The following is a 24,866-nucleotide window of genomic DNA, read 5'->3' as shown; positions in this document are numbered from 1 at the left end:
GATGCCCTGCGCGCGCCACCTTGCGACCATGGTGCCGGCGATCCTTGTGATCGCCGGCGTCGGTGCGCGCGCCGCTTCCGCAGAGACGTTTTCGCTGACGCCCGAGACCGGCGGACTTCAATCCGTTCTCGATGCCGCCGCCGAAGGTGACGAAGTGCGGTTGGCCCCTGGAACCTACGAAGGCCCGGTGCGCATCGCGCATCGGGTCGTCCTTTCCGGAGCGGAGGGAGCCGTCGTCGCCGGCCAGGGCAAGGGAAGCGTCATCACTGTCTCCGCGGCCGGCGCAATCGTCCGCGGACTTCAGGTCAAGGGATCGGGACGCTCGCTGGAGACGATGGATTCTGGCGTGTTCGTCGAGCAGACGGCAAAGGGCGCCGTCGTCGAGGACAACAGGATCGATGACAACCTGTTCGGCATCTATCTCCACGGTGCGTCCGACGCCATCGCCCGCCGCAACGTCATCCTCGGCCTCCGCCAGGCCCGCATGAGCGAGAGGGGCAACGGCATCACGGTCTGGAACGCCCCCGGCGCCAAGGTTCTGGACAATGATTTCCGCTACGGACGCGACGGCATCTTCGCGATCACCAGCCGCAAGAACGTCTTCAGCGGCAACCGCTTCCGTGACCTCCGTTTCGGCGTGCACAACATGTACACGGGTGAGAGCGAGGTGACGAACAACGTCTCAGAGGGGAACATCATCGGCTACGCCTTCATGTTCTCCAACCGACTTGTCGTGCGAGACAACGTGTCCGATCACGACCGCGACCGCGGAATTCTGTTCAACGCAAGCAACTACGACGACATTTCCGGCAACAGCGTTCTCGGCGGAATGCAGTCCGCCGAACGCTGGGCGACCGCCGACAACCGCGGGGCCGACGAAGGCGTGCCGCAGACGGAAGCCGCGTCGCCGCCCGTCCGCGGCCAGCGCATCGGTCCCGAGAAGTGCGTCTTCATCTACAACACCAACAAGAACCGGATCGAACGCAACTGGTTCGAGGGCTGCGAGATCGGTGTCCACTTCACCGCGGGCTCGGAGGGCAACGACATCACCGGCAACGCCTTCGTGGCCAACGCCAACCAGGTGAAGTACGTCGGCACCCGGCATCTCGATTGGTCCAAGGAGGGACGCGGCAACTATTGGAGCGACAACCCGGCCTTCGACCTCAACGGTGACGGCGTCGCGGACACGGCCTATCGGCCCAACGATCTGATCGACCGGGTACTCTGGACTGCGCCGGCGGCGAAGGTCCTGATCAACAGTCCCGCCGTGCAGGTAATCCGGTGGGCTCAGGCGCAGTTTCCGGCGCTGCTGCCAGGCGGCGTGGTCGACAGCCATCCGCTGATGTCGCCGCCCAAGCGCCGAACGGCCGAGGAGGCGCGGCGATGACCAGCACGGTACAGGTCAGCGACGTCACCAAGGAATACGGCCGGGTCTCGGCCGTACGCGGCGCTTCGTTCGCACTCCACGAGGGCGAGCTGATCGCCCTGATAGGCCACAACGGCGCTGGCAAGACCACGCTGATGAAGCTGATGCTCGGACTCATCCGGCCGACCAGCGGATCGGTCGAGGTCCTCGGCGATAATCCCGCTGCCGGAGAGTTCGCCGGCCGTCGGCAGCTCGGCTATCTGCCGGAGAACGTCTCCTTCGATCCTGCCCTGACGGCGCGCGAGACGCAGGCCTTCTACGCCAGGCTGAAGCGGGAGCCGGTCCCGAAGGCCTTGGAGTTGCTGGATGCCGTCGGACTGGGAGCCGCCAGCCGCCGCCGCGTCAGCACCTACTCGAAGGGCATGCGGCAACGGCTCGGTCTCGCGCAGGCGCTGATCGGACATCCGCGGGTGCTGCTGCTGGACGAGCCGACCACCGGCCTCGATCCGGAGCTGCGCCAGACTTTCTACGAGATCATCGAGAAACTGGCCCGCCGGGGCGCAACCGTGCTGTTGTCGTCTCACGCCCTCACCGAACTGGAGGAGCGCGCCGGCCGGGTGATCATCATGAACCGCGGGATCAAGGTCGCGGATGGATCGATCGAGGAGCTGCGCCGTCTCGCCCGCCTCCCGACCAGGATCCGGCTCAAGGTCAAGGGTTTGGCCGCGAACGAGATGCCGGCTTGGGCGCCGCCGGACGCGGACTGTCGAAGGATCAACGGTCACGTCGTCGAGATCGACGCCGCACCGGACCGGAAGATCGAGCTCCTTCACCGCGCAACGGCCGCGGGCAATTCCGTCGAGGACGTCGACGTGATCCCGCCGACCCTCGACGAACTCTACGCCCACTTCCTCAGGCAATCGGAGCAGGCGCCATGAACGTGCTCATCATCGCGAGGAAGGAAATACATCAGGCCATCCGCAATCGATGGGTGCTCGCTGCGACACTGCTCCTCGCCGGGCTGGCCCTGTCCCTGACCTTTCTCGGCAGCGCGCCGACAGGGAACGTGGGTGTTCGCGCCCTCGACGTCGTCGTCGTCAGCCTCTCGAGCCTGAGGCGCACGGAGAAAAGACCCTGGAAAGCGGGCTCGGCGAAACGCCTGCATGGTGGGCGACGATGAAGCCTCCGCAACCCGACGGCAAGGAGATCCAAAAGATAGAAATCCGCCATCAAGCGCTGACGGCGGCCAAGGACGCGCTCACCATCGGACATTTGGCCGAGCTCCTTGTCGTTCATGAAAGTTACTGCGCAGGGCGCGAAGGCAACGAGAAAATTTCGCCAGGTGTGCGTTACGGCATCTGGTGGCTGGCATTGACCGCCAACCGCCGGTTCACGGCAACAAGACTGAGCCGCTCGTCGCTCAAATGGCCCGATGAATGGAATCCCTACTCCACCCCTGACCAACCCTGGGGCGTTGCCGAATGGCCGCCTGAGTTCGTCAAGGCCAAGCTCCCGTTCATGCTTCCCATCCCACCAATCGGCATTCACATCGCTTGCTGTTGCATGTGGGATTGGGAGGCAATGGTAACGAAAAAAAGGGGTTTCAAGAGGGCAACCCAATGGGTCTTTGCATCGACCAGACGAAAGGCTCGCCGCGGCCATCCGGAGAATCCTGATCCAGGGATTTATCCGAACAGCCTAAACGCCCACCTTCGGGCACTACGTGGCCGAAAAAAGAGCGGCAAGAACAGGACGGACCTGCTCACGGACCTGCCGGACTTCTGGCCTCACCTGATCCGGTCGATAACGACGAACTTCTTCGCGCAGCATCGCAAGACGCTTCCCGCGGCAGCCGCATCCGCAATGCTCGGCCATGTGCTGCCGAGCGATCGAGAAATCGATTGGCGGCAGATGTCGAAGACGACGCTCGACTATTACCTTACGGCTCAGCACATGGACTTGAAGCGCGAAGCTATGAAGCTCTGGAGCGAGAAGCTAATGCAAGCCTACTATGAGGCCGGTGGTACACTTCCGATCCGGAGCGAGCCACGAATTCAGATTAACGACGGCTTGCCGAGAGTCCCCTCCGCGGCGCCTCGTTCACCGGTCCATGAGTCCTCCTTCGTTCCCACGGGAACGGAAAAGGACTAGCGAGGCACAGATTTCAGATATTCCCTGCCCCACATTTCCGATCGACTGAACCCGCGGGCACAAATGAGAGTAACAATTCAAGCATCGCTTTGCAGTCAAACGGCACTTCGCGTGCCGAATGCAGTCGTCTTCAGCGATAGGGCTTCTGCTCGAAGATCGGCCAATATCGCTCCGCGAACTTGCGGTCGAAACCACTGTTATGCGCGATCGTGATGACCGCGTCGTCGACGAATGCGGAGACGGCGGCATCGTCGATCCGCTGGCCGGCGACCATCTCGTCGGTGATGCCAGTGATCGCGGTTATCTCGGGCGGGATGGGAGCGGACGGCTCGTTGAAGGCGGCAAACGTGTCCCTGACGCCGACAATCCTCCCCTCGGCCGTGTAGTCGAATTTGACCATGCCGAGCGCGATGATCTCGTCCTTGCGATCATCGAGGCCGGTCGTCTCTGTGTCGAGCAGGATGCCGGTCCTGGTCTCCTGCTCCGCTGGCCGGGACGGTATGCGCGGGACCAGGCGGCGCAGCACCCGATAGTCCGACGATCGGCTGAGTGCCTCGGCCATGGCCGCGAGATCGGTCGTTTGCTGAAGCATCGATTCTCGAGGGATAGCGCTGTTCGCTTACCGGTGTGGCACAATACGGGCCCGCGAGGTATCCGAGATTCAAGCGATTCACGGCGTTTTCAGGAGCGTAGATGTTGTTCGGTCGGATTGCAGGCGCCGCAGCATCGGCTTCGCGGCTCGGCGGCGGGCCGGAGTTCGGACCGTCTCCCAGGGTTGGGAACACGGGCCAGCCCTCCTGCGTAGCGTCATTGTTCACGACAGGCTGAGCGAGCGGATCGATGGCGAGAAAACTAAAAACCTACATCACGTCGCTGGGCTTCTACGACCAGGCCGTCGCGGCGCCGTCGATGAAGGCGGCGCTGGAGGCCTGGGGCGCCAGCAGCAACCTCTTCCACCAAGGCGCCGCGCGGGAGACGGACGACCCTGACATCGTCGCCGTCACGATGGCGAAGCCGGGCGTGGTGCTGCGGCGTCCGGTCGGCTCGACTGGCAGATTCACCGAGCACGCCGAACTGCCGACCGACCTGGCAGAAGAGGAAGGCGCCAAGCGCCCCAAGCGGGGTCAGGCCAAGCCTGCGAAACGCCCGGCCAAGGTCGACGACGAGGCCGCCCGCAAAGCAGCGCAGGATTTCGAGAAGGAGCAGCGCCGACGGGACGCCGAGCGACGCAAGGAGGAGGCCGCTCGCGAGAGGGACCGCGCCCGCCGCGACAAGGCTATCGCCAAGGCGCGGGCCGATCTCGAGAAGGCGGAGCGGGCGCACGAGGCGAGGGTAAGCAATATCGAAGCCGAGCGGGCCGCGCTCGACGAGCGCGCCGAGGCCGAGGACGCGCGCTGGGAGCGGGAGCGCGAGAAGCTGCAGACGGCTCTCCGGCGGGCGCGAGATTAGGGCGCGCTGGCCCCCGGGCTCAGAACGGCTCGGCTCCCAGGCCGGGGCCGAAGGCCATGGCCGCCAGCAATGACGGCAGCAGGCCGGCACCGCAGAAGATCGCGATGATCTTCAGCTCCTCGGTGCCGACTTCCGCGTGGGCCGCACACGAGAACGCTTTGGCCAAGCTGGCAAGCATCAGTCTTCTCCGAAGAACGGGAGAGGACACCGTAGCTGGATGGGTCTTGGCGCCGTGTGAACTGGGTCTCACATGCTGCGCGATTTGACTCGCGGATTTGGCGCGGACGGCCAGCAACTGCAGTGAGCAGCGGTCGTTATCTCCCATGGAGAATGAGAGAGCCAAATTGCTGGCCCAGGCCGAACGGTGCCGGAGGCTTTGCCTCCATCACGGATCCGGACACGGTCGAGCGTCTCACCGGTCTTGCCGAGGAATGCGAGAGGCGCGCCGCCGAGATCACTTCCCAAGGCGAAGAGGGCGATCAGTGAGGTTCGCTTGAAGATCTATCAGGCCTCGCCAGAGCCTGAGAACAGCACCGTCGGAGGCGTCGCCCGCGATGGCGGGATCGACCTTCCGCCCGAGGTTCCGGGTCTGCTCCTGAGATCGTATCGCTGGGCCAGGTCGAGCAGTCGTCGCCTGGTGAACGGATCCGCGTTCTCGGCCAGATCGCGCGCCCGCTGCGCGAAGCTCCTGTAGAACTCTTCCACGACGCCCCCCCCGCAACATCACTGAAAGCCGAATTTCAACGCGGGGTGGCCGTCGCGTCAAGAGATCTGACGCAGTCGGATAGCTTCCTGCGATCCGCTTGCGCTCTCCTCACGTCGGGAACTAAGCTGCCTGAGGCAGGGGGCCAATGCGATGGCGGTGCTTTTTCAGGTTCGAAAGCCGTGTCCGACGTGCGGCAAGCCTGATGACAGTCGTCCCCGAAAATCCCGCGCACGCCCGGCCGCGCTACGTCTGCCTGTCTTGCGAGGACGATCCGCTGCGCAACCCCGCCGCGCGGAAATGGGCGGAAAGTCCGCTGCGGCCGCCGGCCAAGTAGCCAAAACAGAGATCGGCCCCGGCAACCATATCGCTGCCGAGGCCGATCTTGCTCTCAAACTGTCCAAATGCTTTCGCGGTTCAACCCGCAGTCCCGGGCTTCGTTCCCTCGAACGTGCCCACGGGTCGCTCTCGGAGCCGACGCCGTAACTGCGGTCGCAAAGATAGAGCGGAGCCCGGAGTGCCTAGGAGTCCGGGTCTCCGCAACCGTAACAGCACCGGAGCGCGCTCTTGCCGCTCGGTACGAAAGCAACTCTACGCCTGTGAGCGGGGTTCGCTTTGAGCCACCTCAACTTCGCGTGGCTGCGGCGATGGCGCCGTTCCGCAACGCGTCACGCTGGCGGCAGAGGTCTTCGAGCTTCGCCCGCATGCGCGTCGGCAAGAGCTCGGCGGATGCCGTAGGGACGGCGGCGCGCTGCAGCATCAGGATCTCGCGCTCCTGTGCGCGGAGCTGTCCTCGCGATCAACACGCTGGCACCCTATATGCTGACGGCGCTGATCGAGCGCCCCGATCGACTGGTGTACCTCAGTAGCGGCCTGCATCGCGGCGGCGAGGGCTCCCTCGCCGACCTCGACTGGACGAAGCGCACCTGGGATCCCGCGAAGGCCTATGCCGAGAGCAAGCTTCACGCCGTGGCGTTGGCTTTCGCACTGGCGCGCCGCTGGCCAAATGTCCTGAGCAATGCCGTCGATCCCGGCTGGGTGCGCACGAAGATGGGCGGGCCCAGCGCGCCGGTCGACATCGAGACCGGCCGCCGAACCCAGGCTTGGCTGGCCGTAAGCGATGATCCGGCAGCCAGGGTGAGCAGCCGGTACTGGCATCACCTCCGGCAGGAGCAGCCGGCCCGCGAAGCCGCCGATCGTGAATTCCAGGACTTGCTCGTCGCGAAGCTGGGCGAGCTGACCGGCGTCGCGCTTCCTCCGGATTAGGGATCAAGGCCGGGCCTCAAACGTCCGAGCGCGATCCTCCGGATTCTTACGGCCCCTGCCGCCATCTATCGTTTACGCACTGCTGGTACGATATCTACCGCATGGGCAACGACTTCGATCCTCAAAAACAGGCTGAGGCGGCGCTGAAGGAGGCCGTCAATGCCGATGGTTTCGAACGGCAGCGCTGGATCCGGGTCGCGCAGGCCTGGCTCGAGCTCGCTCGGCCGCATCCCCGATACACCTCTCCTGCCGCGAGGTAGGTCGTCGCTTTCGATAACTCAGCGGAAGTCCCGCTTGTTCATCTAGCTTGCCGGCGGGAACGATTTTCACGCGAAGCCGGTCGCAGCTTCGTTGAACCCCTTCGGCCACGTAGCAGAGGAAAAATAATCGCGGAGGCCTGTCACACCGGCGCCCCCTGCTTCGTCATTGTCTTGACGAATGACACGCATCTTCCGTTACCCCGAAATCGGGTAGCCAAGATGCATCAGATAATTTTCGCTGAGGTGCTGGAATGGCAAGCGATCGCGTGACCGTGACCGTAGAGGAGACTGTTGCTGACGTGCGCCTCAATCGTCCCGAAAAGATGAATGCTCTGGATCCTCCGATGTTTGAGGCCTTGGCGGCGGTCGGTGATCGGCTCAGTCACGACACAAAAATTCGAGCGATCGTGCTATCCGGCGAAGGACGCGCTTTTTGTGCTGGCCTGGACGTCGAGCGGCTCGATGCAATCTCTCGCGGCGAAAGTCTGTTGCCGTTTGCGGATCTTACCCTAGCTTCCCATGGAATTGCCAATTGGGCGCAGCATGTCGTCTGGTTATGGCGGCAGCTTCCCGTGCCCGTGATAGCGGCGGTCCATGGCTTGGCGTTCGGGGGCGGTTTTCAGATCGCGCTCGGAGCGGACATTCGCTATGTCGCACCGGGAACCAAACTGGCAGTGCTCGAGTCGAAATGGGGCTTGGTGCCGGATATGTCGGGCACGCAACTGATGCGTCACCTTGCGTCCGAAGATGTCGTTAGGGAGCTGACCTATACCGGTCGGATCTTCAGTCCCGAGGAGGCTCTGTCTTACAGGCTGATCACGCGCGTGGTTGACCAACCTTATAGCGCCGCGATGAAGACCGCGCGCGACATCGCCTCTCAGAATCCTTTCGCAATTCGCGCCGCAAAACGACTTTTGAACGAAGCGGTTGCTTGCGACGCAGCAACGGGTCTCGCGAGCGAAAGACGGGAGCAACAGGCGCTGATCGGCTCTCCAAACCATATTGAGGCCGTTGCGGCGAACGTCGCCGGTCGGGCAGCGGAATTTGCAGATCCGGAGCCGGCGCTCGCGCGGCACGATGATCAGGCAGGCCGGCCTCGGCAAGTTTCGACGGTCTGATCAGCGCGCCAGCTACAGGACCGAAAAGCCGCGCAATGCGGGCGCTGGTTTTTTAAAGGCAGGATCAGTTCAATGGAGCCGACAATCAAAGTCGCCGTCGTCTATCCTAGCGGTTTCGGCCACACGAAAAGGCAAGCGGAAGCAGTGCGAGACGGAGCTGCAGAAGTTCGGGGCGTCGACGCACTGCTAATGGATGTCACCGAAGCACAGCAACGGTGGAGTGACCTTGAAGCTTGCGAGGCCATCGTCTTCGGTGCGCCAACCTACATGGGCAGTGCGTCCGCGGAATTCAAAGCATTTCAGGACGCCACGTCCCGGCCAGTCATGGCCAACGGATTCGCCTGGTCAGGCAAACTTGCCGCTGGCTTTACAAATTCAGGCGCGCGTTCCGGAGACAAGCTTTCGAGCCTTGTCCAGATGTCGCTGTTTGCCGCTCAGCATGGAATGCATTGGATAAATCTGGGGCTTCCTCCCGCCAACAACTCCTCGAAGGGGTCGGACGAAGATTGGAACCGACTTGGCATTTGGCTTGGAGCGGGAGCCCAGTCCAATGTGGACCAGAGCGCAGATCTGGCTCCTCCCCAATCGGACCTGGAGACGACCAGGTTCCTTGGCCATCGAGTAGCTGAAACGGCCCGCCAGTTCGCTCGGGGAAGGTCACTCATTGAAACGGCTCGAATTCAGCCCGATACGCGTTAGCCTTGTTGCAATCGCGACTCGCTGCCGAGAGGCGAGAGCGTTGCCGAAAGCCAAAAGCGGGGCCGCAAGTTCCGCATGGTTTGCACCTCAGCAACTGGTCCCGTCGGGAAGGCCCAACGGCCATGTCACGAACCCTCGCCGTCCCTCGTCTCTTTGTGGTCAACCGTAAGGAGGCCGCCAAATGTCACCCCGCATCAATCTTGCAAGCCCCAACGAAGGCATCGAGGCCATGCGCGCCGCTAATCACTGGGCGGCGAGCCTTCTCGATCCAAAGCTGGTCGCACTGGTCAAGGTGAGAGCCTCCCAGATCAACGGGTGCAATTTCTGTCTGCACATGCACAGCGCCGAGGCGTTCAAGCACGGCGAAGGTCCTACCCGGCTGCTCCTTTTGGACGCTTGGCGCGAGTCGGCGCTGTTCTCGGATCGGGAGCGAGCGGCGCTGGCGTGGACCGAAAGTTTGACGCGGATTGCAGAAACTCATGCTCCCGACGATGTGTTCGAAGAAGTTCGACGACATTTCTCCCAGGACGAGATCACCGCGCTTTCCGTTGCAATCGCGCTGATCAATGCCTTCAACCGCCTTGCTATCGGAGCGCGTGCCCAACATCCGGACGAACGCACGGCCAGCTAACCATTCAGCGCGGTCTTCCTCTGGAGAGCACCATGACGGATGCCTTGCAAGACCACAGGTTGCCGGAAGAGGGCGGGCACAGGCCCGCGGACCAGTTTGAAAAGCACCGCCGCTATTTGACCGGTTTGGCGTACCGCATGCTCGGTTCAATGACTGAGGCCGAGGACGCTGTGCAGGAGGCCTACCTCCGATGGCACGGAACCGATAGGGCGCGGGTCGAATCCCCGCGGGCGTTCCTCGCCAAGATCGTCACGCGCATCTGCCTTGATCAGATGAAGTCCGCCCGCGCGAAGCGTGAGACCTATGTCGGCCCATGGTTGCCAGAACCGGTGCTGGACGCCGAGACCTTGGGCGCCGAGACGGCAAGCGACTATGCAACTGATTTGTCCGTCGGATTGATGTTGGCGTTGGAACGGCTTTCCCCCCTCGAACGAGCCGCGTTCCTGTTGCACGACGTCTTCGATGTCGAATTCGAGGAGGTCGCACGGCTGCTCGGACGCAATCAAGCGGCTTGCCGGCAATTGGCGGCGAGGGGGCGCGCCCACATCAGAGAATCGCGACCGAGATTCCGGGTTCAAGCCGATAAAGGGAGCGAAATCCTCCAAGCGTTTATGACAGCCTATCGGACCGGCAACGTCGACGGCTTGGCGAGCATCCTCTCAGAGGACGCCGTGTTGTACACCGACGGAGGCGGCAAGCGGCGAGCCGCTCTCAACCCGATCGTGGGGCGTGCCAAGATCCTGGCGCTCCTAGTGGGCCTGGCGCGCAAGCGCGCGCAGCCCGTTGTCGACCTGGGTCCTGCGACTATCAACGGGCTCCCGGGATGCCTGGCGACCCTCGCGAATGGCGAAATTCTTACCATCGCCCTGGAGGTTGCCAACGACAGGATCGGAAGGGTCTATGTGGTGAGGAATCCGGACAAGCTGAGACATATTTCCGAAAGGACGCGCGCTGGGGTTCCCGGAACAGGACTAACCGACCCGTGAGCAAGCCGTTGGCCAGGCGATGTCGGACCGATGTGTGCAAATCGCCACTATCGTTCCCCGCCGCGGGGGAGTGATCAGCCTTGAGGAAATTGGACGATGCAAGATCGCTGGTTCAGCAACACGCCTTCGCTCACCCTGGTCCTCGCCGCAGGCTTGGGCACGGCTGCGTTTATTGCCCTGGCCATTCTCGGGTGGGGTGGGACGCGCCCGTTCTTTTCGCATTCGCCACTCACGGCGCTGACAGTGGTCACGGTCTTACTGACGGTTGCGTCCATGTTCACCGCCGGAAATCTAAGCTCAGGCGTGCGTGAGGATCGGTCGAACCGCTGGGTCCTTGCCGCTTTCGTAGCTATTGGTGTTCTGATCGGTTGGCTTCCGGCTTTCACCGATCGAACAGACTTGGGGACGATCGATGGCAACGCAACGCGTTGGTCTGGCGTCGTTATCTATACGATCGGGGGTGTGCTGCGGCTCTGGCCCGTATTCGTGCTTGGCAATCGTTTCAGCGGGCTTGTCGCGATACAGCCCGAACATCGCCTCGTCACCACTGGGCCGTATCGCCGGATCCGCCATCCGAGTTATCTCGGCATGCTCATATGTATCCTGGGCTGGGCGCTGGCTTTCCGCTCGCTTGCGGGAGTTTTTCTGGCAGCCGCGACAGTCGTGCCGGTGGTCGCACGGATGAATGCCGAAGAAGCGCTGCTGATCGGCGCGTTCGGCGACGAGTACCGAAGCTATCGAGATCGCACTGCGCGTCTTTTGCCTGGCATCTATTAAATTAAAGACAAGATCGCGCAGCCGCGCCACATCAGGGAGTGTGTGTCATGGAGCTTGTGTCCCCCGACCGCGTCATGCGGCTCGATCCAGTTTTCGGAGCCATGGGACTTGAGGCTGCCCGCAGCATCTGGTCGCCATCGCAACTCTCAATGCGCGAGAAGGCCTGCCTGCTTCTTGCCGGAGATGTTGCGGTACGGGAGCTTGGTCTTCCGTTTGAGCTCCACGTCGGGATGGCATTGAGCAAGGCCGATATGTCTGTGGAAGCCGTGCGTGAACTCTTGCGTCATGTCGCGCCAGCGGCCGGCCTCAATCCGACCTCAAGGGCATTCGAGCGATTGGCGGACGTCCTCGTCGAGCTTGGCCATAGACCCGAGAGTAATGCAGTGCGCACTTCGACGCCTCATCCGGCAGCGCCCTATCCAGCAGATGCTCTCGGCGCCCTCCGAGCTGCCGATCCCAAACTTGCGTTGGCCATCGAAAGGCAATCGTCTGAGCTTTGGGCACGGCCCGGGCTGAGTCACCGCGAGCGGCTATTTGCGAGTCTGGCGATTGATATCGCGAGCGGCGCGCTCGGACGAGCCTTTGCCGCGCACGCGCGCATGGCGCTTGGCGCAGGCATCACTGTGGCCGAGATGCACGAGGCTCTGCGCGTGCTGGCCGAATACTCGACGGTGAGGGCATGGGAAGCCACCCTTGTTCTCGAGAGCGCGTTACGATCCGCTCCAACCTCTCGGGGCGGCCTGGTGGCGCGCGGTGAAAGGGGTCGCGAACCGCGCACGGTTGAAAGCTCGGTCGAAGTTGAAAGATACGAGAGGTCGGTCGTGAACGAGGCTGACGCGAGCGGCCTTTCCATCGTCGAGACACGTCTCGTCGAGAAGTTTACTGGCGGCATTGTCGGCGAGGGCAAAGCCACGCATCTCAGGCTCGAACGCGCCGACGGGACCGGCACTTTGATCTGCTACGAGCGCATCGTCGGCTCAGTAGCGGGACTAACGGGATCGTTCCTTCTTAAGGCCGAGGGAGCCATGGAGCCCGGCCCCGTCGTCCATGGCAGGTGGGAGATTGTGGACCGGTCCGGAACAGCCGAACTCCAAGGCCTCAATGGTCATGCGGAGTTTTCGGCCGACCGCGACGAAGCGTCTCCAACGGGGTGGCGCGCTAGGACCTCTTTGATGTACTGGCTCGAGCCATTACTGACATCATAACTTTCTCATGAAACAAAGATGCTTCAAGGGATAGCTGATGGGATCTGGATCTCGGAGGGCACAGACGTGTCCTTCCACGGATTTCCTTATCCGACCCGGATGGTGATCGTCAGGCTTTCTGACGGCGGCATCTGGGCTTGGTCCCCGATCGACCTCAATGACGAGCTGCGCGCCGAGCTCGCTCGCCTTGGTCCCGTATGTCATCTCGTCAGCCCGAACAAGCTTCACCACCTCTTCCTGTCTCGCTGGCAGGAAAGCTTTCCGCAAGCGAATCTGTGGGGTCCGGCGTCGACGATTGGCAAACGGCCCGACCTGACTTTCGAAGCTGCTCTTTCAGATGAGGCGCCAGCGGCGTGGAGGCGTGACATCGATCAAGCCTGGTTCCGCGGCTCGCCGCTACTGGACGAGATCGCGTTCTTCCACAAGGCATCACGTATCGCGATCTTCGGCGACCTCGTTCAGGCCTTCGACGAGGACTATCTTCGCGTGAAATGGAAGCCATGGCAGCGATGGCTGGCGCGACTTTCTGGCATCACGGCACTTGCCGGGGCTCGTGCGCCACTCGACCTCCGTCTATCCTTTATCGATCGCCGCTCTGCGCGCAAGGCGCGTGCCAAGGTACTGAATTGGCAGCCAGAGCGTGTCGTGATGGCGCACGGGCAGTGGCAATCACACGATGGAGCGGCTTTTCTCGCGCGATCGCTCTCGTGGCTGGGATGAGGATTCTAGAACGAGGCCCCCTCGGCGGGCGACCTCGTTCATTGGATCCGCATCGGAACGAAAGAAGGCGCCTCGGGTTGCTGGTTCGAAGTTCGCTCGGCTTGAAAGTGCCGATCGGTTATCGCGACCCGTCGATCTCGTATCGTTTGACGATATCGATCGTCGAGCTTGCAAGCAGAGCGTCAGCCCCGCCATCGGCTGGCGGATAGATGAGTTTCGTGTTGATCTTCTGCTTGAGCGCCTTGGCTTCGCTGCCGGTGAGCTCGACTCGTCGATCCCAACCCTGTGTCCTGACTGCACCCGACCTGCCGAGGTCCAGACAGGTGACATAGTTCGGTTGAGAGTACGGCACACAGGGCATCCCGAGCAGGTCCCGGGCGGCGTTCTCTCCGGCCACCCGGCCGATCTGCAGGGCGTGCTGGCAAGATTGCAGCGCCCGGTGTCCATCGCCAGTGTCCGCCGCCGCAGCATCGCCAGCGACGAAGACCTCGGGCGCGGCGGGCGCCCTGAGGTCCGCACCCACGATGATCCGGCCGAGTTGATCTCGCTCGCCCGGCACTTTGTCTGCGAATGGCGAGGCTCTCATGCCCGTCGCGAGCACGACGGCGTCGGCGGAAAGCACACTGCCGTCTGCAAAGCTCACAAGGCTTGACTCCAGCGCCGTGATTTTTGCGTTAAGTCGGAGCTCGACGCGGGCAGACTGCAAAGCATGCTCGATCTCCGACCGGGGCCCAAGCCCAAGCTCGGGTCCGACCACATCCGACCGGTCGATCAAGACGATGTGCAACCGTTCCGCAGCCTCGGTTGCGCCATGCGCCACGAGTCGATCGCGTAGCTCTAGCGACAGTTCGATGCCCGTGAAGCCCGCGCCAACGACGGCAATGGTAGGCTCCTTGACGTCGCGGGCGATCTCTTCCAGGCGTTGATCGAATTTGATCGCTTCCGCCTGGGTGTCGACTGAATGTGCCTCTGCGGCGCCAGACACGGGCGGACGGCACATGCGGCTGCCGGTGGCGACAATCAAGCGGTCGTAAGCGAGGCATTTGCGGTCGTCGATCGTTACAAGCTTCGCGGTGGTGTCCAGCCCAACCGCTTGCCCGCAGACGAAATTTACATCGACTTTGCTCAAGTGCGGGGGAATTTCGACAGCGAGCCTATCGGGCTTGGCCTCATAAAGTCTCGGCCTGATCTCCAGCTTTGGCTCCCTTGACACGAGAGTGATTTCAGCCGCGGACTTCGCAACTCGGCGGGCCGCTATGGCAGCCCAAAAGCCCGCAAAGCCGCCGCCGATAATCAGAATCCTTTTGGCCATTCTCATTCCTTTCTTCCTCCTCTCAAAAAGGTCCTATCAAGACTGGACGAATTGAGCTTACCTGCTGTGACACAGCATCGGAAAGTTTTGACCTCACGAGTTCAAGGCACGCTCATGCTTCCGGAGAAGGGATTAGAAGCCGTCCATCACAGATCCTCGCGCAGTCCCTTGAAGAAGGGGTGTCGGACCTTCCCCTCCGCCGACTTCGCCCGGTACTCGATCTCCGCGAGGAGTTTTGGTTCGACCCAGATGCCCTTGTGCGCGATCCGCTTGGCGTAGGGTTGCGTCTTCCGGATCAGCGGCTTCAGCCGCTTCTGCAGATCGGCGGCGGAGGCTTCGTCGAAGCCGTGATCGACCTTGCCGGCGTAGACCAGGTCGCCGCCCTTGTGCCGGCCGAGATAGATGCCGTCCCACTTGCCTTCATCGAGGGCGAAGCCGGCGATGGTCAGAGTCTCCCGCTGCGCGCAGGTCTTCTTGACCCGGCTATTGCCGCGGCCGCTCGCGTAGACGCTGTCGCGGACCTTAGAGACCACGCCCTCCAGCTTGAGCTTGCAGGCGTGGGCGAACATCTGGCCGCCGTCGATCTCGAAGCTCTCGCTGAACTGCACGTCGGTGCCCGCTGATCTTCTTGAGCTCGGCCTTGCGGCGGAGCAGCGGCTCCTTCCGGATGTCGCGGCCGTTGAGGTAGAGCAGGTCGAACGCAACCAGGACGATGCTGGTCGACTTGCCCTTGAGCTGTTCTGCAGCACCGAGAAGTCGGTGCTGCCGTCGGCGGCCGGCACCACGATTTCGCCGTCGATGATCGCCGAGCCGGCCTTGATGTGCCAGGCGTCGTCCGCGACTTTCCGGAAGCGCTTGGTCCAGTCGTGTCCGCGCCGGGTGAAGATCGTGACCGCCTGGTTGGACATATGCACCTGGACGCGGTAGCCGTCGAACTTGATCTCGTGAATCCACCGCGCACCGGATGGCTCCTTCTCGATCGAGGATGCCAGGGCCGGTTCGACGAAGCCGGGGAACGGCGCCTTGACGCCGATCGCCGGTTTTCCTCGCGGCGGCGCCACTCACGAACTCCACGCAACAACGCTGTGATTCAAACTGGCACAAATGGAATCGTTCCGGAACCCGCGAATCCCGTGTTGCGTTGGACCGGCGTGGATTCACGTTAGGGAGGATCAGATGGCGGCGAAGACGAAGACGGCGCGCGGGCGCAAGGCGGACCGGGCTCGCATGGCCGGCGGACAGAACTACGAGGTGCGCTACGAGGCGAAGAAAACCGGCCGGTCCGCGTCTGCGGTAAAAAAGGCGGTCAGGAAGGTCGGCAACTTGCGCAAAAAGGTGGAGAAACGTCTCGGCCGGTAGGCCCGAGATCGGGGGCGTCGAACACCTGACCGCCTAGTCAGACCCTGAAGGAAAAGCGGGTGAAGGCCGTCAGCCGCTGCACGCCAGGCTCGGACTGGCCGAGCGATAATGCTGCCGTTATTCTACTCCGAATGACGATGGCACGGAAGGGTGGCGGAAATGGAAGGACGCGAGGGGAATGGTGAGGATGTCGCCTATGACCGCGCGCTGCTTCTGCATGGCGCGAAACGTAACGAGGTACTGACCTTGGAGGAGGTCCGACGATATGGCAGCGACAGCTTCGGCGACGCCGAATACGTCAGGATCTATGGGATGCCGCCTGCGCAATGGTACGGTCGCGGCATTCGATTGCTCGGCCGAACAGCGGTGGAGTGCACGCGCGACGCGCTCGCGGATCTCATCGGGAGCGATGTCGCTTCTCTTGCCGCGAAGATGCCGTCGACGTCCGGCTTCGCCGTCATCGACCCGTTCGCCGGGTCTTGCAACACGCTCTATTGGATCCTCAGGCATCTCGTCAAAGCCGAAGGCATTGCCTTCGAGCTCGATCCTCTCGTCTATGCGCTGAGCAATCGCAACATCGCGGTTCTCGACCGGAACATCGAGTTGGTGCAGGGCGATTACCAGACGCTGCTGGAAAGCCGCCATATCCCGACGGATCGTGGCGTCGTCGTTTTTGTAGCGCCGCCGTGGGGTACCGCCCTGGATGAGCGGATCGGGCTGGATTTGCGACGGACGACGCCCCCAATCGGCGAGGTCGTCAGCCGCATCGAGCGTACATTCTCGGGACGGCCGCTTCTGTTCGCGACGCAGGTCTACGAAAAGGTAAATCCCGCGTCTCTTGCCGATCTTCGCGCGCTGGTGGATTGGTCGGAGCTTCGCATCTACCACCTGAACGATGAAGGCAGAAACCACGGCATCTTGCTCGCCACCAGGGGGTGGACCCCGTAGGCCTCTGGCAACTTCGCATGTGTCGATGTGTGCCTCCCAGAAAAGCCGCGCGAAGCTGAAGTCGAACAGGACGGGCGCGTTGGAGCGAAATGGGGCGCCTCCGTCCGCACTTGCGCGTTCCCGGTGATAGAAGGTCGGGTTGGCTGCGCCCTCCTTGGGTGCTTATGCTATACCGAGCCGGACCGAAGCTGGAGGGAATGCGATGTCTGGTCTTTCCCATTGGCAACTCGACGGCAGCGCGCCGGAGCTCTACGAACGCTATCTTGTGCCCGCGATCACCGTCAAATGGGCGGCCGATCTCGTCGAACGCGCCGGGGTGCGGGCCGAGGAGAAGGTCCTCGACGTGGCTTGCGGCACGGGGATCGTCGCCCGCCTCGCGAGCCATCGGACCGGGCGCGGCAGGGTCACCGGGCTCGATTTGAACAAAGGGATGCTGGCCGTGGCACGCACGGTTCCCGGCGGCGACGGTACGATCGAATTCATCGAAGGAAGCGCCTTGGATCTGCCGTTCGCAGCGGGCGCTTTCGATGTCGTGCTTTGTCAATTGGGTCTGCAGTTCTTTCCTGACCAGAAGAAGGCTCTGCGCGAGATGCGTCGCGTGCTGTTGCCGGGCGGGCGCCTAGCGGTGAGCGTCTACAGCCCGATCGAAAAGACTCCCGGTGCCCACGCCTTCGTGCAAGCGCTCGATCGCGTCTTCGGGAGCGAGGCCTCAAGGATCAAGCGCGGCGAGCATTCGTTCGCTGCAGCGCGCGATCTGGAGGAGCTCCTGCGTGACGCAGCGTTCGAGGACGTCAAGGTCGATACCGTCGTCCAGCGCATCGCTTTCCCGTCTGTTCTCGATTACGTGCGCTTCCAGCTTCTCGCGACGCCTATGGCAGCGCTGCTTGGTGATCGTCCGGAGTCCGAACGTCAGGCGCTGATCGACAAGGTCGCCTCGCAAGTCGCGGACGCGTCCGATCCTACGATGCTGCAAGGGGGCGAATTCTCCTTCCCGCAGGAGGCCTACGTCGGAACGGCTTCGGCTCCGGGCTGAGCCATAGCTTCAACAATCTCAGTTCGGACACTCCGGGCAGGTATCGCCGATCGAATTCAGGACGTCGCGTACCTCCGCGACGGCGTCCGCCGGCGAGACACCGGGCGGCGGTTCGCGGCGGGCCAAATCGAAGGCGCGCTCGCGGGCATGGGGATCGGCGCGGTCCTGCATCCAGCCGTGCTCCTCGCATTCGCGGATAGCGCCGGCCTCTTGCAGTACGCCGATCGCCCAGCCACGCAGCGTCCGGATCGCAGGCCGTCTTTCCTTCGTCATCAGCATCGAGATCGCTCCTGGTGCACTCCACGAATCCTTGAGGATCAGGGTGCGTTCCGCGCTGCTACCACAGCCCAGGGATTCGGAATCGCCGGCACTGGTCTTTTCCACGTGTTCCCTGCTCTACCGCTTTCGGAACAAGGGAGCCGCGGCCAGATTGAATCGAAGAGTGTGTTGCGTGGAGTTGGTCGATGAGCGCCGAGAAGCAGGTGCTGCAAGCTGTCGAGCGGGCTCAGCGATCCTGGCGCGCTACGTGGAGCCCGGCGAGCGGGATTGCGAGCGGACCATCAACGATCTTCTGGACGTGCTCGATCGCAACTAGGTTGTCGCGGCCGTCGAGGAGCTCGAAATGCGTGGAGAGGCCGTCGACGAACTCCGGCGTTTGCTTCAGCGGGGAGCGCCTCCTTGGAGTTCTCATTCGAAGAATTCAGCCGAGCCGGTTGGCGCCGTCCTCTATCAAGATCTCAGACGGCCCCCGTATCGTGTCGCTTAGACCGTCGAACAATTTTCCGCACACGGATGACTGTCTTTGTCATTCTCGACTCCGCTGAAGCATGAATCAGCAGCGACGCCGCCTAGCGACGCCCGGCAGCCTTCGAGTCTTCCTTCTGGATCTCGGTGTCCTGTCGTGCGACCCCTTTCGCAACCGGCGGTGCTCTTTGACTCCGGCTTCCGTGTTGCACGTGACTGTGCGGTTTCGCCGCAATGTCGCCGACCGGCCGGGGTCCTATATTAGCTGCGCTATGGCTTATATGATCAACATTGATACGCGCACGGCGCGTTTTGGTCTTCACGCCGGCCTCCTTCACGCAGGCGGTTAGCCGGACGGTGTGCGCGCCGTCCGGGCTCTCTTGCAGCTTTCGTGATCTCACCCGCGAGATCGTATTGAAGAAGGAGGTTTGTCATGCTGCCTCTTCCAAAAATCGCGCTCACCGCATCTGACTATCCGAGGCTCGAACAGCTCGCCCGCCTTGCCGCCCAACAAGGAGACTTGGACGGCATCTTCCTTATGGGTGAGATCAACAGGGCCGAGATCGTACCCGATGAGCCGGAGGGCATTCCCTCATTGGTGACCATAGGATCATGGGTCACCTATTCCACCAACTGGGGCGTTCCTCGGCGGACCGTCCAGCTGGTTTGGCCCGACGAGTGCCAAGCGGATCTGGCGCGCATTTCAGTTTTGACACCCCTAGGTGCGGCTTTGATTGGACTCCAGGTCGGCGATCAAATGCCATACTTCGTTGCCGGCTGTTTGAACGTCGTCAGGATTCAAAACGTGACCCAGCCAGATGCAAAGGTAGTGCCACTCGTGCGCAGGGCGGCGCGCCGGCAGAGCGGGCAGTTTGATGATGACCCAGGACCATCTGCGGCATAGGAGAGATCAATGGACAATTTCGAAGACGAGAAGAGTCCTGAACAGCAGCTTTTGCCACCGATCCGGATGACCGAGGACGAATCACGGCGTCTCAGCTCCCTGGCGGACTCGATCACGGATCTATTCCCTGGTCTTGCCCAATTCCTTTCCCGCGAGGTGGATCGTGCAACGCTGACGGAGGAGAACGACTTGGGAGGCGTAGTCCGGATGGGATCGAAAGTGAGCTATCGAGATGACGCAACGGGTGCGAGTCGGGATATCGTGCTCGTGTACCCGCACGAAGCGGACTCCGAACTCGATCGGATATCGATCTTAACGCCTGTCGGCGCGGCCCTGATCGGGCTGTCAGTGGGGCAGCGGATCGAGTTCGAGACACCCGGCAAGCGCACCAGGAGTCTGACCGTTCTGGCGGTTTCGGAATGATAGCCGGACAGATCGACCTCTGGCGTGCAGTAAGACCTGATTTTGCGGGGCTTTCTCGAAGCCGTTTTATTATGGCGGAGAGGGAAGGATTCCCGTTAAGGTTGCTGAACTCTCGTTAAAGTCAGAGATTTGTGGGAGCAGCGCTCGCACCCCCGAGCGCCATCGGGGTGATACAGCGCTATATGCGGCCAGATGTGTTGCTCGCGTGCTGGCAGCTCCATCGAACGCAAGGGGGACCGTAAGAATCCGGTCCCCCGACCGGCATCGATGGTCATCGAGAACCGGGAGCGGCCCGGAGCAACTCGCCGGTGACGGTATCGAATTTCGCCTTCACTGGGAGTCCGCTTTCACGGTCGACGATGCGGGCCTTGAAGACCCCGTCGTCCAGCTCGAAGCTGCCGAGATCGTAACCGAGAACCTCGATCTGCCGTTTGATCTGGTCCTGCGCCATCGCCCCGGTTCGCGGGGTCCGGTGGAAAGGGGTATCGGCGTCTTCGCCCAAGGCGATGCCGGTCGAAGCGGCGAACAGGGCGATGGCGGCGTAAATGACTGGCTTGCGCATTTTGATCTCTCGTTTTGGAGGCGCGGCGTCTGCCGCATGCGCAACCGTTACTCCAGCCCGGCCCTCACGACGCTGACGGCCGATGTCAGCAAATCGTCAGGCTTGCGCAACAGTCGTGGACGGCACCGCGTTTTCGGCCGTAACGCTTAACTTCTCGAGCAACGCAGGACTCGGAGCGATTGCCGCCTTCAGGCCGCCGAGCTCCGATGTGGAGAGCTCCAATCCCCACCCGTAGGCGTCCAGAACGTCTTGCGCGATGGCGAGACCTAGGCCCGCTGCGCCACCTCGCTCGTCGAGGCGGGCGCCCCGCTCGAGCACGCGCGACATCTGGTTCGGCTCGATGCCTGGGCCGTCGTCTTCGACGACGAGGGATGGCCGGCTTCCATCGGTGGCAATGCGCACGCGTCCCGCGGCGTGCCGAGCGGCGTTCTCCATCAGATTCCCGAGGACTTCCGCGAGGTCGGTTCTGTCGAAGGGGAGGCAAACACCGTCGGCGACCAAGTCTTCGAGTCTCACTCGTCCGCCGTCGGGAGTACGCGACAAAGTCGCAACGATGGATCCGACCAGCGGCTTTACGGGAGTGGATGCCGGGGCGCTACCTCTGGCGCGGCCGCGGACCCTCGCCCGGGCGAGCTCGCGGTCCACATGGCGCCCCATCGCCTCGCCGACGGCCTCGATATCCTGGGCGATGGCGCGCTCGCCCCGCTCCCGGAGGCGCGACGCATCGGCAGCAAGAGCGGCCAGGGGTGTCTTCAGCCCGTGCGCCAAGTCCGCGGCGCGTCCGCGGGACCGTTCGATTTCGCTCTCCTGCGCATCGATCAGCGCGTTGACCTCCTCCACCAGTGGCAGCACTTCGGGAGGCACCGAAGACGGCAGATGCCGGATCCGTCCAGCCCTGACATCGCCCACTCCGCGACGCAGTCCGGCCAGCGGACGCAAGCCGACGCCGATCTGGATCCACGTCGCAGCGGCCAGCACGCAGCCGAGCAGAACGAGCGCGGTGGCAAGGTCCTTGGCGAACGCCAAGGTTGCCGCCGACACCCTCGCCAAGTCCTCGGCGACGGCGAGGCGGACGATCACCGGCTTCCCGTCCGCGGAAAGCGTAACGGCGCGCTCGGCGACCAGCACGCGCTGGCCTCCCGGTCCCGACGCTTCGTGCTGATGTGTTTCGCCAGGCCCCAGCCGGTCGGCCGGGAGCGTCATGGCGGAATCCCATAGGGAGCGCGAACGCAGGACCTGCCCGCGGTCGTCGCCGACCTGCCAATAGAGCCCGGAAAGAGGATCCGCGAACCGCGGATCGACCGGCGTCTGCGTCAACACCAGCTTGCCTTGCGGGTCGACGTCGATGCCCGCGAGAAGCTGCTTTAGATGGACGTCGAGATCCCGGGCAAGGGTGCGCGAGATATGGCGTTCGAAGACCACGACGAGCGCGCCGCCGGCGACCGCAAGCGCGATCAGGATCGCGATGACCCCGCCAGCGACCAGCCGCAGCCTGAGCGAGTGGCAGTTCATGCGGGTTCCTCGGGCATCAGATAGCCGAAGCCGCGCCGCGTCTCGATGGCATCCGCACCCAGCTTCTTGCGCACGCGGCCGACGAGCACCTCGAGCGTGTTGGAGTCGTGCTCCTCGCCGTGACCGTAGACGTTCTCGTCGATCTCCTGCTGCGAGACGACCCGGCCGCGATTCCGGAGGAGATGGGCGACTAGCCTGTACTCGAGCGGCGAGAGCGCGATCGGCACGCCGCGGCGTGTCACCTTCATCTGCCGCTCGTCGAGCACGATCTCGCCGGCGGTCATGACCGAGGAGCCATATCCCGCCGAGCGCCGCACGATAGACCGCAGCCGCGCCAGCAATTCCTCCATCCGGAACGGCTTCGGCAGGTAGTCGTCGGCGCCGGCATCGATCCCGTCTACGCGCTCCGCCCAGCTACCCCGCGCCGTGAGGATGAGGACGGGCATGTGGCGTCCATTGGAGCGCCAGCGCTTCAGGACCGCGAGGCCGTCCATACCCGGCAGTCCGAGGTCGAGGATGACGGCTCCAAAATCCTCGGTGTCGCCAAGAAACCAGGCGTCCTCGCCGTTGGCGACGGTTTCGACCACGTAGCCCGAGGCTTCGAGCATGCGCGCGACGTCGGACGCGATCCTCGGGTCATCCTCGACAACAAGAACGCGCATCACTTCTCCTTTGTCCACTCGACTTCCCCGCTGTGGGCATCGACGTGGATTTCGAACAGCCGCCCCTTGTCGTCGATGACACGGAATTCGTAGGTCCAAACGCCGGCTTCCCGTTCGAGCTTCACGCCGACAACGTCGCCAGGGAGCTTGCTTTTGACGGCGTTCAGAACGTCTGCGAGCGGGCGGATCTCGCCGGCCTCGACGGCTCGTCGTGCGTCGTCGTGATCGCGGGCGAATGCCGGCGCCCCGGCGCCCGCAACCAAGATGGCGGCAGCAAGGATCAGGGTCCGAAGTCGGTGCGGGCGTAAGGCCATGAAGCAACTCGTCATCCGGAAGATATGGATGCCAGACATCACCTGACAAATAGCTGACTTGGCTCAACAGGCGTCGGTCAGCCCGCTTCTGGCAGGTTGCCCCACATCGCCGGCGCATGGTGCGGCCGGCCACCGTCAGGAGATACCTATGCGCAAGATCGCCATTCTTACCGTCGCCGCCGTGACGCTCGGGGCGGCCACCGCCCAGGCCGGCAGCCTCGGCAAGCCGTGCACGTCGGCCCCCGAGGCCCAGTGGCTGCCGATGCCGCAGTTGCAGACGAAGGTCGAGGCCCAGGGCTACAAGGTCCAGAAGGCCAAGCTCAAGAACGCCTGCGGCGAGCTCTACACGCTCGACAAGAACGGCAATCGGGTCGAGCTGTTCGTCGACCCGACCAACGGCCAGATCGTCGGCCAGATGTAGTGGTTCGCAAATGAGAACCGTGAGCAACACGATCGGAGCCGGCGGAGCGATGCCGCCGGCCATGGTCAAGGTTTGGGATCCGTTGGTCCGGATCTTCCATTGGTCGCTGGTCGCCTTTTTCGTGGGGGCCTACGCCACCGGTGACGAGATCGAGCGGGTACACGTCGCCGCCGGCTACGCCATCGCGGGCCTTCTCGCGATCCGCATCGTCTGGGGCTTCGTCGGGCCGCGGCACGCCCGATTCTCGAACTTCGTTCGTCCACCCCGCGAGGTGCTCGCCTATCTGCGCGACCTCGCTCTGCTGAGGGCGCCCCGCTACATCGGGCACAACCCCGCCGGCGGAGCCATGATCGTCGCGCTCCTCGTCGCGCTGGTCGGCACGTGCGCCACGGGCTACATGATGACGACGGACGCCTACTGGGGCTCGAAGCTGGTCGAACACATCCATGAATTCCTCGCCAACCTGACCGTCGGCCTGGTCGTGGCGCATGTCGTCGGCGTGCTGATCGCCAGCTTCGAGCATCGCGAAAACTTGGTCGCGTCCATGATTTCCGGCCGCAAGAGGGCTGCTGACTAGGCAGCCCTCACCGAACAGAACCCACCAACGTCTGATCGGGAGCCTCCCTGTGCCAGCCACCCCTCATATCGAAAAGCACTTCACATCTTCCGAAAGCGTCCGCGACGTCGTGATCGGGATGGCCGACGGCTTGACGGTGCCGTTCGCGCTGGCTGCCGGTCTTTCGGCGGCGGTGGCCAACACGGACGTCATCGTCACCGCCGGCCTGGCCGAGGTCGTCGCTGGTTCGATCGCGATGGGACTCGGCGGTTATCTCGCGGCGCGGACCGACGCCGAGCACTACGCCGCCGAGGAGCAGCGCGAGCATCACGAAATCGATCACCTGCGCGAACGGGAGATCGAGGAGGTGGAGCAGATCTTCCGCGAGTACGGTCTCCAAGGCGAGGCGCTGAACTCCGTCGTCGGCGCGATTGCGTCCAACCGGCAGCGTTGGGTCGACTTCATGATGCGCTTCGAACTGGGACTGGAACGTCCCGACCCGAAGCGGGCACCCATCAGCGCGGCCACCATCGGCGGCTCCTACGTGGTCGGCGGCCTGATTCCGCTAGTGCCGTACATGTTCACCCCGAACATCTGGACCGCCCTACGGATTTCGGTCGCCGCGACCGGTGTCGCCCTGCTCTGCTTCGGGGCTGTCAAAGGCCATTTCACCGGCGTCAACAAGACCAAGTCCGCGCTGCAAACGCTGCTGGTCGGAGGACTCGCGGCCGGAGCGGCATATTGGCTCGCGCACCTGTGTCGGTTAGAGCCCAGAAGGGCTCGGC

31 protein-coding genes and 3 pseudogenes are annotated in these 24,866 nt (G+C 63.1%); 23 read left to right on the top strand and 11 right to left on the bottom strand.

Annotation, left to right across the window (positions count from 1 at the left end; genetic code table 11):
- Position 1: 1 nt before the first annotated feature.
- The 4 genes and pseudogenes from XH80_RS16645 (at position 2) to XH80_RS16630 (ending at position 3,517) form a co-directional block, all read left to right on the top strand.
- Entirely contained in the window at positions 2 to 1,387 is a 1,386-nt protein-coding gene (locus tag XH80_RS16645) for a nitrous oxide reductase family maturation protein NosD (RefSeq protein WP_271599495.1), read from the top strand.
- A complete protein-coding gene (locus XH80_RS16640) occupies positions 1,384 to 2,304 on the top strand; it encodes an ABC transporter ATP-binding protein (protein ID WP_271599494.1) in 921 nt (306 codons plus the stop codon). Before XH80_RS16645 ends, XH80_RS16640 begins: the two co-directional genes overlap by 4 nt.
- Positions 2,301 to 2,480 (top strand): annotated as a pseudogene (locus XH80_RS16635) (ABC transporter permease); the annotation flags it as partial. The gene XH80_RS16640 and the pseudogene XH80_RS16635, both read left to right, overlap by 4 nt.
- A gap of 62 nt (positions 2,481 to 2,542) precedes the next feature.
- Positions 2,543 to 3,517 (top strand): hypothetical protein, encoded by a 975-nt coding sequence (locus XH80_RS16630; protein ID WP_271599493.1) that lies wholly within the window; start codon positions 2,543 to 2,545, stop codon positions 3,515 to 3,517.
- Positions 3,518 to 3,647: 130 nt separating this feature from the next.
- Here the strand turns inward: XH80_RS16630 and XH80_RS16625 are convergent, their stop codons facing one another.
- Entirely contained in the window at positions 3,648 to 4,109 is a 462-nt protein-coding gene (locus tag XH80_RS16625) for an exonuclease domain-containing protein (RefSeq protein WP_333968775.1), read from the bottom strand.
- Between the two features lie 248 nt (positions 4,110 to 4,357).
- On the opposite strand from XH80_RS16625, the gene XH80_RS16620 reads away from it, so the two are divergent.
- A complete protein-coding gene (locus XH80_RS16620; protein WP_271599492.1) occupies positions 4,358 to 4,966 on the top strand; it encodes a cell envelope biogenesis protein TolA in 609 nt (202 codons plus the stop codon).
- A 19-nt stretch (positions 4,967 to 4,985) separates the two neighbouring features.
- On the opposite strand, the gene XH80_RS16615 is transcribed toward XH80_RS16620, so the two are convergent.
- Together XH80_RS16615 and XH80_RS16610 are read right to left on the bottom strand one after the other, a co-directional pair.
- Entirely contained in the window at positions 4,986 to 5,144 is a 159-nt protein-coding gene (locus XH80_RS16615) for a hypothetical protein (RefSeq protein ID WP_271599491.1), read from the bottom strand.
- Between the two features lie 326 nt (positions 5,145 to 5,470).
- Positions 5,471 to 5,671 (bottom strand): hypothetical protein, encoded by a 201-nt coding sequence (locus XH80_RS16610; RefSeq protein ID WP_271599490.1) that lies wholly within the window; start codon positions 5,669 to 5,671, stop codon positions 5,471 to 5,473.
- A 203-nt stretch (positions 5,672 to 5,874) separates the two neighbouring features.
- Here XH80_RS16610 and XH80_RS16605 point away from each other — a divergent pair, with 203 nt between their 5' ends.
- The 10 genes and pseudogenes from XH80_RS16605 to XH80_RS16560 all read left to right on the top strand — a co-directional run bounded on the left by XH80_RS16605 (position 5,875) and on the right by XH80_RS16560 (position 13,331).
- Complete coding sequence (locus XH80_RS16605; protein ID WP_271599489.1) at positions 5,875 to 6,006, top strand: hypothetical protein; 132 nt, start codon at positions 5,875 to 5,877, stop codon at positions 6,004 to 6,006.
- Between the two features lie 455 nt (positions 6,007 to 6,461).
- Positions 6,462 to 6,935, top strand: a pseudogene (locus XH80_RS16600) (SDR family NAD(P)-dependent oxidoreductase); the annotation flags it as partial.
- Positions 6,936 to 7,036: 101 nt separating this feature from the next.
- Positions 7,037 to 7,195 carry a hypothetical protein gene (locus XH80_RS16595; RefSeq protein ID WP_271599488.1) on the top strand — a complete coding sequence of 53 codons (159 nt, stop codon included), beginning with the start codon at positions 7,037 to 7,039 and terminating at the stop codon, positions 7,193 to 7,195.
- A 251-nt stretch (positions 7,196 to 7,446) separates the two neighbouring features.
- Positions 7,447 to 8,313, top strand: coding sequence for a crotonase/enoyl-CoA hydratase family protein (locus XH80_RS16590; protein WP_271599487.1), 867 nt, complete (start codon positions 7,447 to 7,449; stop codon positions 8,311 to 8,313).
- A gap of 72 nt (positions 8,314 to 8,385) precedes the next feature.
- A complete protein-coding gene (locus XH80_RS16585; RefSeq protein WP_271599486.1) occupies positions 8,386 to 9,012 on the top strand; it encodes a flavodoxin family protein in 627 nt (208 codons plus the stop codon).
- Between the two features lie 181 nt (positions 9,013 to 9,193).
- Positions 9,194 to 9,643, top strand: coding sequence for a carboxymuconolactone decarboxylase family protein (locus tag XH80_RS16580; RefSeq protein ID WP_271599485.1), 450 nt, complete (start codon positions 9,194 to 9,196; stop codon positions 9,641 to 9,643).
- 32 nt (positions 9,644 to 9,675) lie between these two features.
- Positions 9,676 to 10,629, top strand: a complete 954-nt coding sequence (locus tag XH80_RS16575; RefSeq protein ID WP_271599484.1) for a sigma-70 family RNA polymerase sigma factor — start codon at positions 9,676 to 9,678, stop codon at positions 10,627 to 10,629.
- Between the two features lie 96 nt (positions 10,630 to 10,725).
- Entirely contained in the window at positions 10,726 to 11,406 is a 681-nt protein-coding gene (locus tag XH80_RS16570) for a methyltransferase family protein (protein WP_271599483.1), read from the top strand.
- Between the two features lie 47 nt (positions 11,407 to 11,453).
- On the top strand, positions 11,454 to 12,611 hold the full coding sequence (locus XH80_RS16565) for a DUF3224 domain-containing protein (RefSeq protein WP_271599482.1): 1,158 nt from the start codon (positions 11,454 to 11,456) through the stop codon (positions 12,609 to 12,611).
- A 66-nt stretch (positions 12,612 to 12,677) separates the two neighbouring features.
- A complete protein-coding gene (locus XH80_RS16560; RefSeq protein ID WP_271599481.1) occupies positions 12,678 to 13,331 on the top strand; it encodes a DUF4336 domain-containing protein in 654 nt (217 codons plus the stop codon).
- Positions 13,332 to 13,449: 118 nt separating this feature from the next.
- Here XH80_RS16560 and XH80_RS16555 read toward each other — a convergent pair whose 3' ends face one another.
- Together XH80_RS16555 and XH80_RS16550 are read right to left on the bottom strand one after the other, a co-directional pair.
- Positions 13,450 to 14,643 (bottom strand): NAD(P)/FAD-dependent oxidoreductase, encoded by a 1,194-nt coding sequence (locus tag XH80_RS16555; protein ID WP_271599480.1) that lies wholly within the window; start codon positions 14,641 to 14,643, stop codon positions 13,450 to 13,452.
- Between the two features lie 146 nt (positions 14,644 to 14,789).
- On the bottom strand, positions 14,790 to 15,704 hold the full coding sequence (locus XH80_RS16550) for an ATP dependent DNA ligase (RefSeq protein WP_442869149.1): 915 nt from the start codon (positions 15,702 to 15,704) through the stop codon (positions 14,790 to 14,792).
- 115 nt (positions 15,705 to 15,819) lie between these two features.
- Here XH80_RS16550 and XH80_RS16545 point away from each other — a divergent pair, with 115 nt between their 5' ends.
- From XH80_RS16545 to XH80_RS16535, 3 genes are all read left to right on the top strand, one after another.
- Positions 15,820 to 16,002, top strand: coding sequence for a DUF3606 domain-containing protein (locus XH80_RS16545; RefSeq protein WP_271599479.1), 183 nt, complete (start codon positions 15,820 to 15,822; stop codon positions 16,000 to 16,002).
- Positions 16,003 to 16,161: 159 nt separating this feature from the next.
- A complete protein-coding gene (locus XH80_RS16540; protein WP_271599513.1) occupies positions 16,162 to 16,950 on the top strand; it encodes a hypothetical protein in 789 nt (262 codons plus the stop codon).
- Between the two features lie 265 nt (positions 16,951 to 17,215).
- On the top strand, positions 17,216 to 17,983 hold the full coding sequence (locus XH80_RS16535; RefSeq protein ID WP_271599478.1) for a class I SAM-dependent methyltransferase: 768 nt from the start codon (positions 17,216 to 17,218) through the stop codon (positions 17,981 to 17,983).
- A gap of 18 nt (positions 17,984 to 18,001) precedes the next feature.
- Here the strand turns inward: XH80_RS16535 and XH80_RS16530 are convergent, their stop codons facing one another.
- Both XH80_RS16530 and XH80_RS16525 read right to left on the bottom strand, forming a co-directional pair.
- The gene (locus tag XH80_RS16530) at positions 18,002 to 18,262 is read right to left on the bottom strand and encodes a hypothetical protein (RefSeq protein ID WP_271599512.1); all 261 of its coding nucleotides are present in this window, start codon (positions 18,260 to 18,262) and stop codon (positions 18,002 to 18,004) included.
- Between the two features lie 226 nt (positions 18,263 to 18,488).
- On the bottom strand, positions 18,489 to 18,674 hold the full coding sequence (locus XH80_RS16525) for a hypothetical protein (protein ID WP_271599477.1): 186 nt from the start codon (positions 18,672 to 18,674) through the stop codon (positions 18,489 to 18,491).
- A 486-nt stretch (positions 18,675 to 19,160) separates the two neighbouring features.
- Between XH80_RS16525 and XH80_RS16520 the strand changes: the two genes are divergently transcribed.
- Complete coding sequence (locus XH80_RS16520) at positions 19,161 to 19,631, top strand: GreA/GreB family elongation factor (RefSeq protein ID WP_271599476.1); 471 nt, start codon at positions 19,161 to 19,163, stop codon at positions 19,629 to 19,631.
- A 9-nt stretch (positions 19,632 to 19,640) separates the two neighbouring features.
- The gene (gene rnk / locus XH80_RS16515; protein WP_271599475.1) at positions 19,641 to 20,054 is read left to right on the top strand and encodes a nucleoside diphosphate kinase regulator; all 414 of its coding nucleotides are present in this window, start codon (positions 19,641 to 19,643) and stop codon (positions 20,052 to 20,054) included.
- A 271-nt stretch (positions 20,055 to 20,325) separates the two neighbouring features.
- Here the strand turns inward: rnk and XH80_RS16510 are convergent, their stop codons facing one another.
- The 4 genes from XH80_RS16510 to XH80_RS16495 all read right to left on the bottom strand — a co-directional run bounded on the left by XH80_RS16510 (position 20,326) and on the right by XH80_RS16495 (position 23,104).
- Complete coding sequence (locus tag XH80_RS16510; RefSeq protein ID WP_271599474.1) at positions 20,326 to 20,616, bottom strand: PepSY domain-containing protein; 291 nt, start codon at positions 20,614 to 20,616, stop codon at positions 20,326 to 20,328.
- Positions 20,617 to 20,712: 96 nt separating this feature from the next.
- On the bottom strand, positions 20,713 to 22,128 hold the full coding sequence (locus XH80_RS16505; RefSeq protein WP_271599473.1) for a sensor histidine kinase: 1,416 nt from the start codon (positions 22,126 to 22,128) through the stop codon (positions 20,713 to 20,715).
- A complete protein-coding gene (locus XH80_RS16500) occupies positions 22,125 to 22,790 on the bottom strand; it encodes a response regulator transcription factor (protein WP_271599472.1) in 666 nt (221 codons plus the stop codon). The genes XH80_RS16505 and XH80_RS16500 overlap by 4 nt, the downstream gene beginning before the upstream one ends.
- A complete protein-coding gene (locus XH80_RS16495) occupies positions 22,790 to 23,104 on the bottom strand; it encodes a PepSY domain-containing protein (protein WP_271599471.1) in 315 nt (104 codons plus the stop codon). Before XH80_RS16495 ends, XH80_RS16500 begins: the two co-directional genes overlap by 1 nt.
- Before the next feature lie 148 nt (positions 23,105 to 23,252).
- Between XH80_RS16495 and XH80_RS16490 the strand changes: the two genes are divergently transcribed.
- The 3 genes and pseudogenes from XH80_RS16490 to XH80_RS16480 form a co-directional block, all read left to right on the top strand.
- Positions 23,253 to 23,525 carry a PepSY domain-containing protein gene (locus tag XH80_RS16490; protein ID WP_271599470.1) on the top strand — a complete coding sequence of 91 codons (273 nt, stop codon included), beginning with the start codon at positions 23,253 to 23,255 and terminating at the stop codon, positions 23,523 to 23,525.
- Positions 23,526 to 23,535: 10 nt separating this feature from the next.
- On the top strand, positions 23,536 to 24,102 hold the full coding sequence (locus XH80_RS16485; protein ID WP_271599469.1) for a cytochrome b/b6 domain-containing protein: 567 nt from the start codon (positions 23,536 to 23,538) through the stop codon (positions 24,100 to 24,102).
- A 49-nt stretch (positions 24,103 to 24,151) separates the two neighbouring features.
- Positions 24,152 to 24,838 (top strand): annotated as a pseudogene (locus XH80_RS16480) (VIT1/CCC1 transporter family protein); the annotation flags it as partial.
- Positions 24,839 to 24,866 lie beyond the last annotated feature (28 nt).

The sequence above is a fragment of the Bradyrhizobium sp. CCBAU 45384 genome, from assembly GCF_028128665.1.
GTDB lineage: Bacteria > Pseudomonadota > Alphaproteobacteria > Rhizobiales > Xanthobacteraceae > Bradyrhizobium > Bradyrhizobium manausense.
The sequence above is the reverse complement of the archived record's forward strand: the minus strand, read 5'-3'. Positions and strand labels throughout refer to the sequence as shown.

Excerpts from the sequence above, each read along its gene's own strand:
- XH80_RS16580 (WP_271599485.1), top strand. The coding sequence starts at position 9,194 with ATGTCACCCCGCATCAATCTTGCAAGCCCCAACGAAGGCATCGAGGCC.
- XH80_RS16510 (WP_271599474.1), bottom strand. The coding sequence starts at position 20,616 with ATGCGCAAGCCAGTCATTTACGCCGCCATCGCCCTGTTCGCCGCTTCG.
- XH80_RS16590 (WP_271599487.1), top strand. The coding sequence starts at position 7,447 with ATGGCAAGCGATCGCGTGACCGTGACCGTAGAGGAGACTGTTGCTGAC.
- XH80_RS16530 (WP_271599512.1), bottom strand. The coding sequence starts at position 18,262 with ATGCTGATGACGAAGGAAAGACGGCCTGCGATCCGGACGCTGCGTGGC.
- XH80_RS16490 (WP_271599470.1), top strand. The coding sequence starts at position 23,253 with ATGCGCAAGATCGCCATTCTTACCGTCGCCGCCGTGACGCTCGGGGCG.
- XH80_RS16525 (WP_271599477.1), bottom strand. The coding sequence starts at position 18,674 with ATGAGAACTCCAAGGAGGCGCTCCCCGCTGAAGCAAACGCCGGAGTTC.
- XH80_RS16495 (WP_271599471.1), bottom strand. The coding sequence starts at position 23,104 with ATGGCCTTACGCCCGCACCGACTTCGGACCCTGATCCTTGCTGCCGCC.
- XH80_RS16615 (WP_271599491.1), bottom strand. The coding sequence starts at position 5,144 with ATGCTTGCCAGCTTGGCCAAAGCGTTCTCGTGTGCGGCCCACGCGGAA.
- XH80_RS16585 (WP_271599486.1), top strand. The coding sequence starts at position 8,386 with ATGGAGCCGACAATCAAAGTCGCCGTCGTCTATCCTAGCGGTTTCGGC.
- XH80_RS16485 (WP_271599469.1), top strand. The coding sequence starts at position 23,536 with ATGAGAACCGTGAGCAACACGATCGGAGCCGGCGGAGCGATGCCGCCG.
- XH80_RS16645 (WP_271599495.1), top strand. The coding sequence starts at position 2 with ATGCCCTGCGCGCGCCACCTTGCGACCATGGTGCCGGCGATCCTTGTG.
- XH80_RS16620 (WP_271599492.1), top strand. The coding sequence starts at position 4,358 with ATGGCGAGAAAACTAAAAACCTACATCACGTCGCTGGGCTTCTACGAC.
- XH80_RS16545 (WP_271599479.1), top strand. The coding sequence starts at position 15,820 with ATGGCGGCGAAGACGAAGACGGCGCGCGGGCGCAAGGCGGACCGGGCT.
- XH80_RS16605 (WP_271599489.1), top strand. The coding sequence starts at position 5,875 with ATGACAGTCGTCCCCGAAAATCCCGCGCACGCCCGGCCGCGCTACGTC.
- XH80_RS16505 (WP_271599473.1), bottom strand. The coding sequence starts at position 22,128 with ATGAACTGCCACTCGCTCAGGCTGCGGCTGGTCGCTGGCGGGGTCATC.
- XH80_RS16640 (WP_271599494.1), top strand. The coding sequence starts at position 1,384 with ATGACCAGCACGGTACAGGTCAGCGACGTCACCAAGGAATACGGCCGG.
- XH80_RS16570 (WP_271599483.1), top strand. The coding sequence starts at position 10,726 with ATGCAAGATCGCTGGTTCAGCAACACGCCTTCGCTCACCCTGGTCCTC.
- XH80_RS16625 (WP_333968775.1), bottom strand. The coding sequence starts at position 4,109 with ATGCTTCAGCAAACGACCGATCTCGCGGCCATGGCCGAGGCACTCAGC.
- XH80_RS16595 (WP_271599488.1), top strand. The coding sequence starts at position 7,037 with ATGGGCAACGACTTCGATCCTCAAAAACAGGCTGAGGCGGCGCTGAAG.
- XH80_RS16565 (WP_271599482.1), top strand. The coding sequence starts at position 11,454 with ATGGAGCTTGTGTCCCCCGACCGCGTCATGCGGCTCGATCCAGTTTTC.
- XH80_RS16630 (WP_271599493.1), top strand. The coding sequence starts at position 2,543 with ATGAAGCCTCCGCAACCCGACGGCAAGGAGATCCAAAAGATAGAAATC.
- XH80_RS16520 (WP_271599476.1), top strand. The coding sequence starts at position 19,161 with ATGCTGCCTCTTCCAAAAATCGCGCTCACCGCATCTGACTATCCGAGG.
- XH80_RS16540 (WP_271599513.1), top strand. The coding sequence starts at position 16,162 with ATGGAAGGACGCGAGGGGAATGGTGAGGATGTCGCCTATGACCGCGCG.
- XH80_RS16575 (WP_271599484.1), top strand. The coding sequence starts at position 9,676 with ATGACGGATGCCTTGCAAGACCACAGGTTGCCGGAAGAGGGCGGGCAC.
- XH80_RS16555 (WP_271599480.1), bottom strand. The coding sequence starts at position 14,643 with ATGGCCAAAAGGATTCTGATTATCGGCGGCGGCTTTGCGGGCTTTTGG.
- XH80_RS16500 (WP_271599472.1), bottom strand. The coding sequence starts at position 22,790 with ATGCGCGTTCTTGTTGTCGAGGATGACCCGAGGATCGCGTCCGACGTC.
- rnk (WP_271599475.1), top strand. The coding sequence starts at position 19,641 with ATGGACAATTTCGAAGACGAGAAGAGTCCTGAACAGCAGCTTTTGCCA.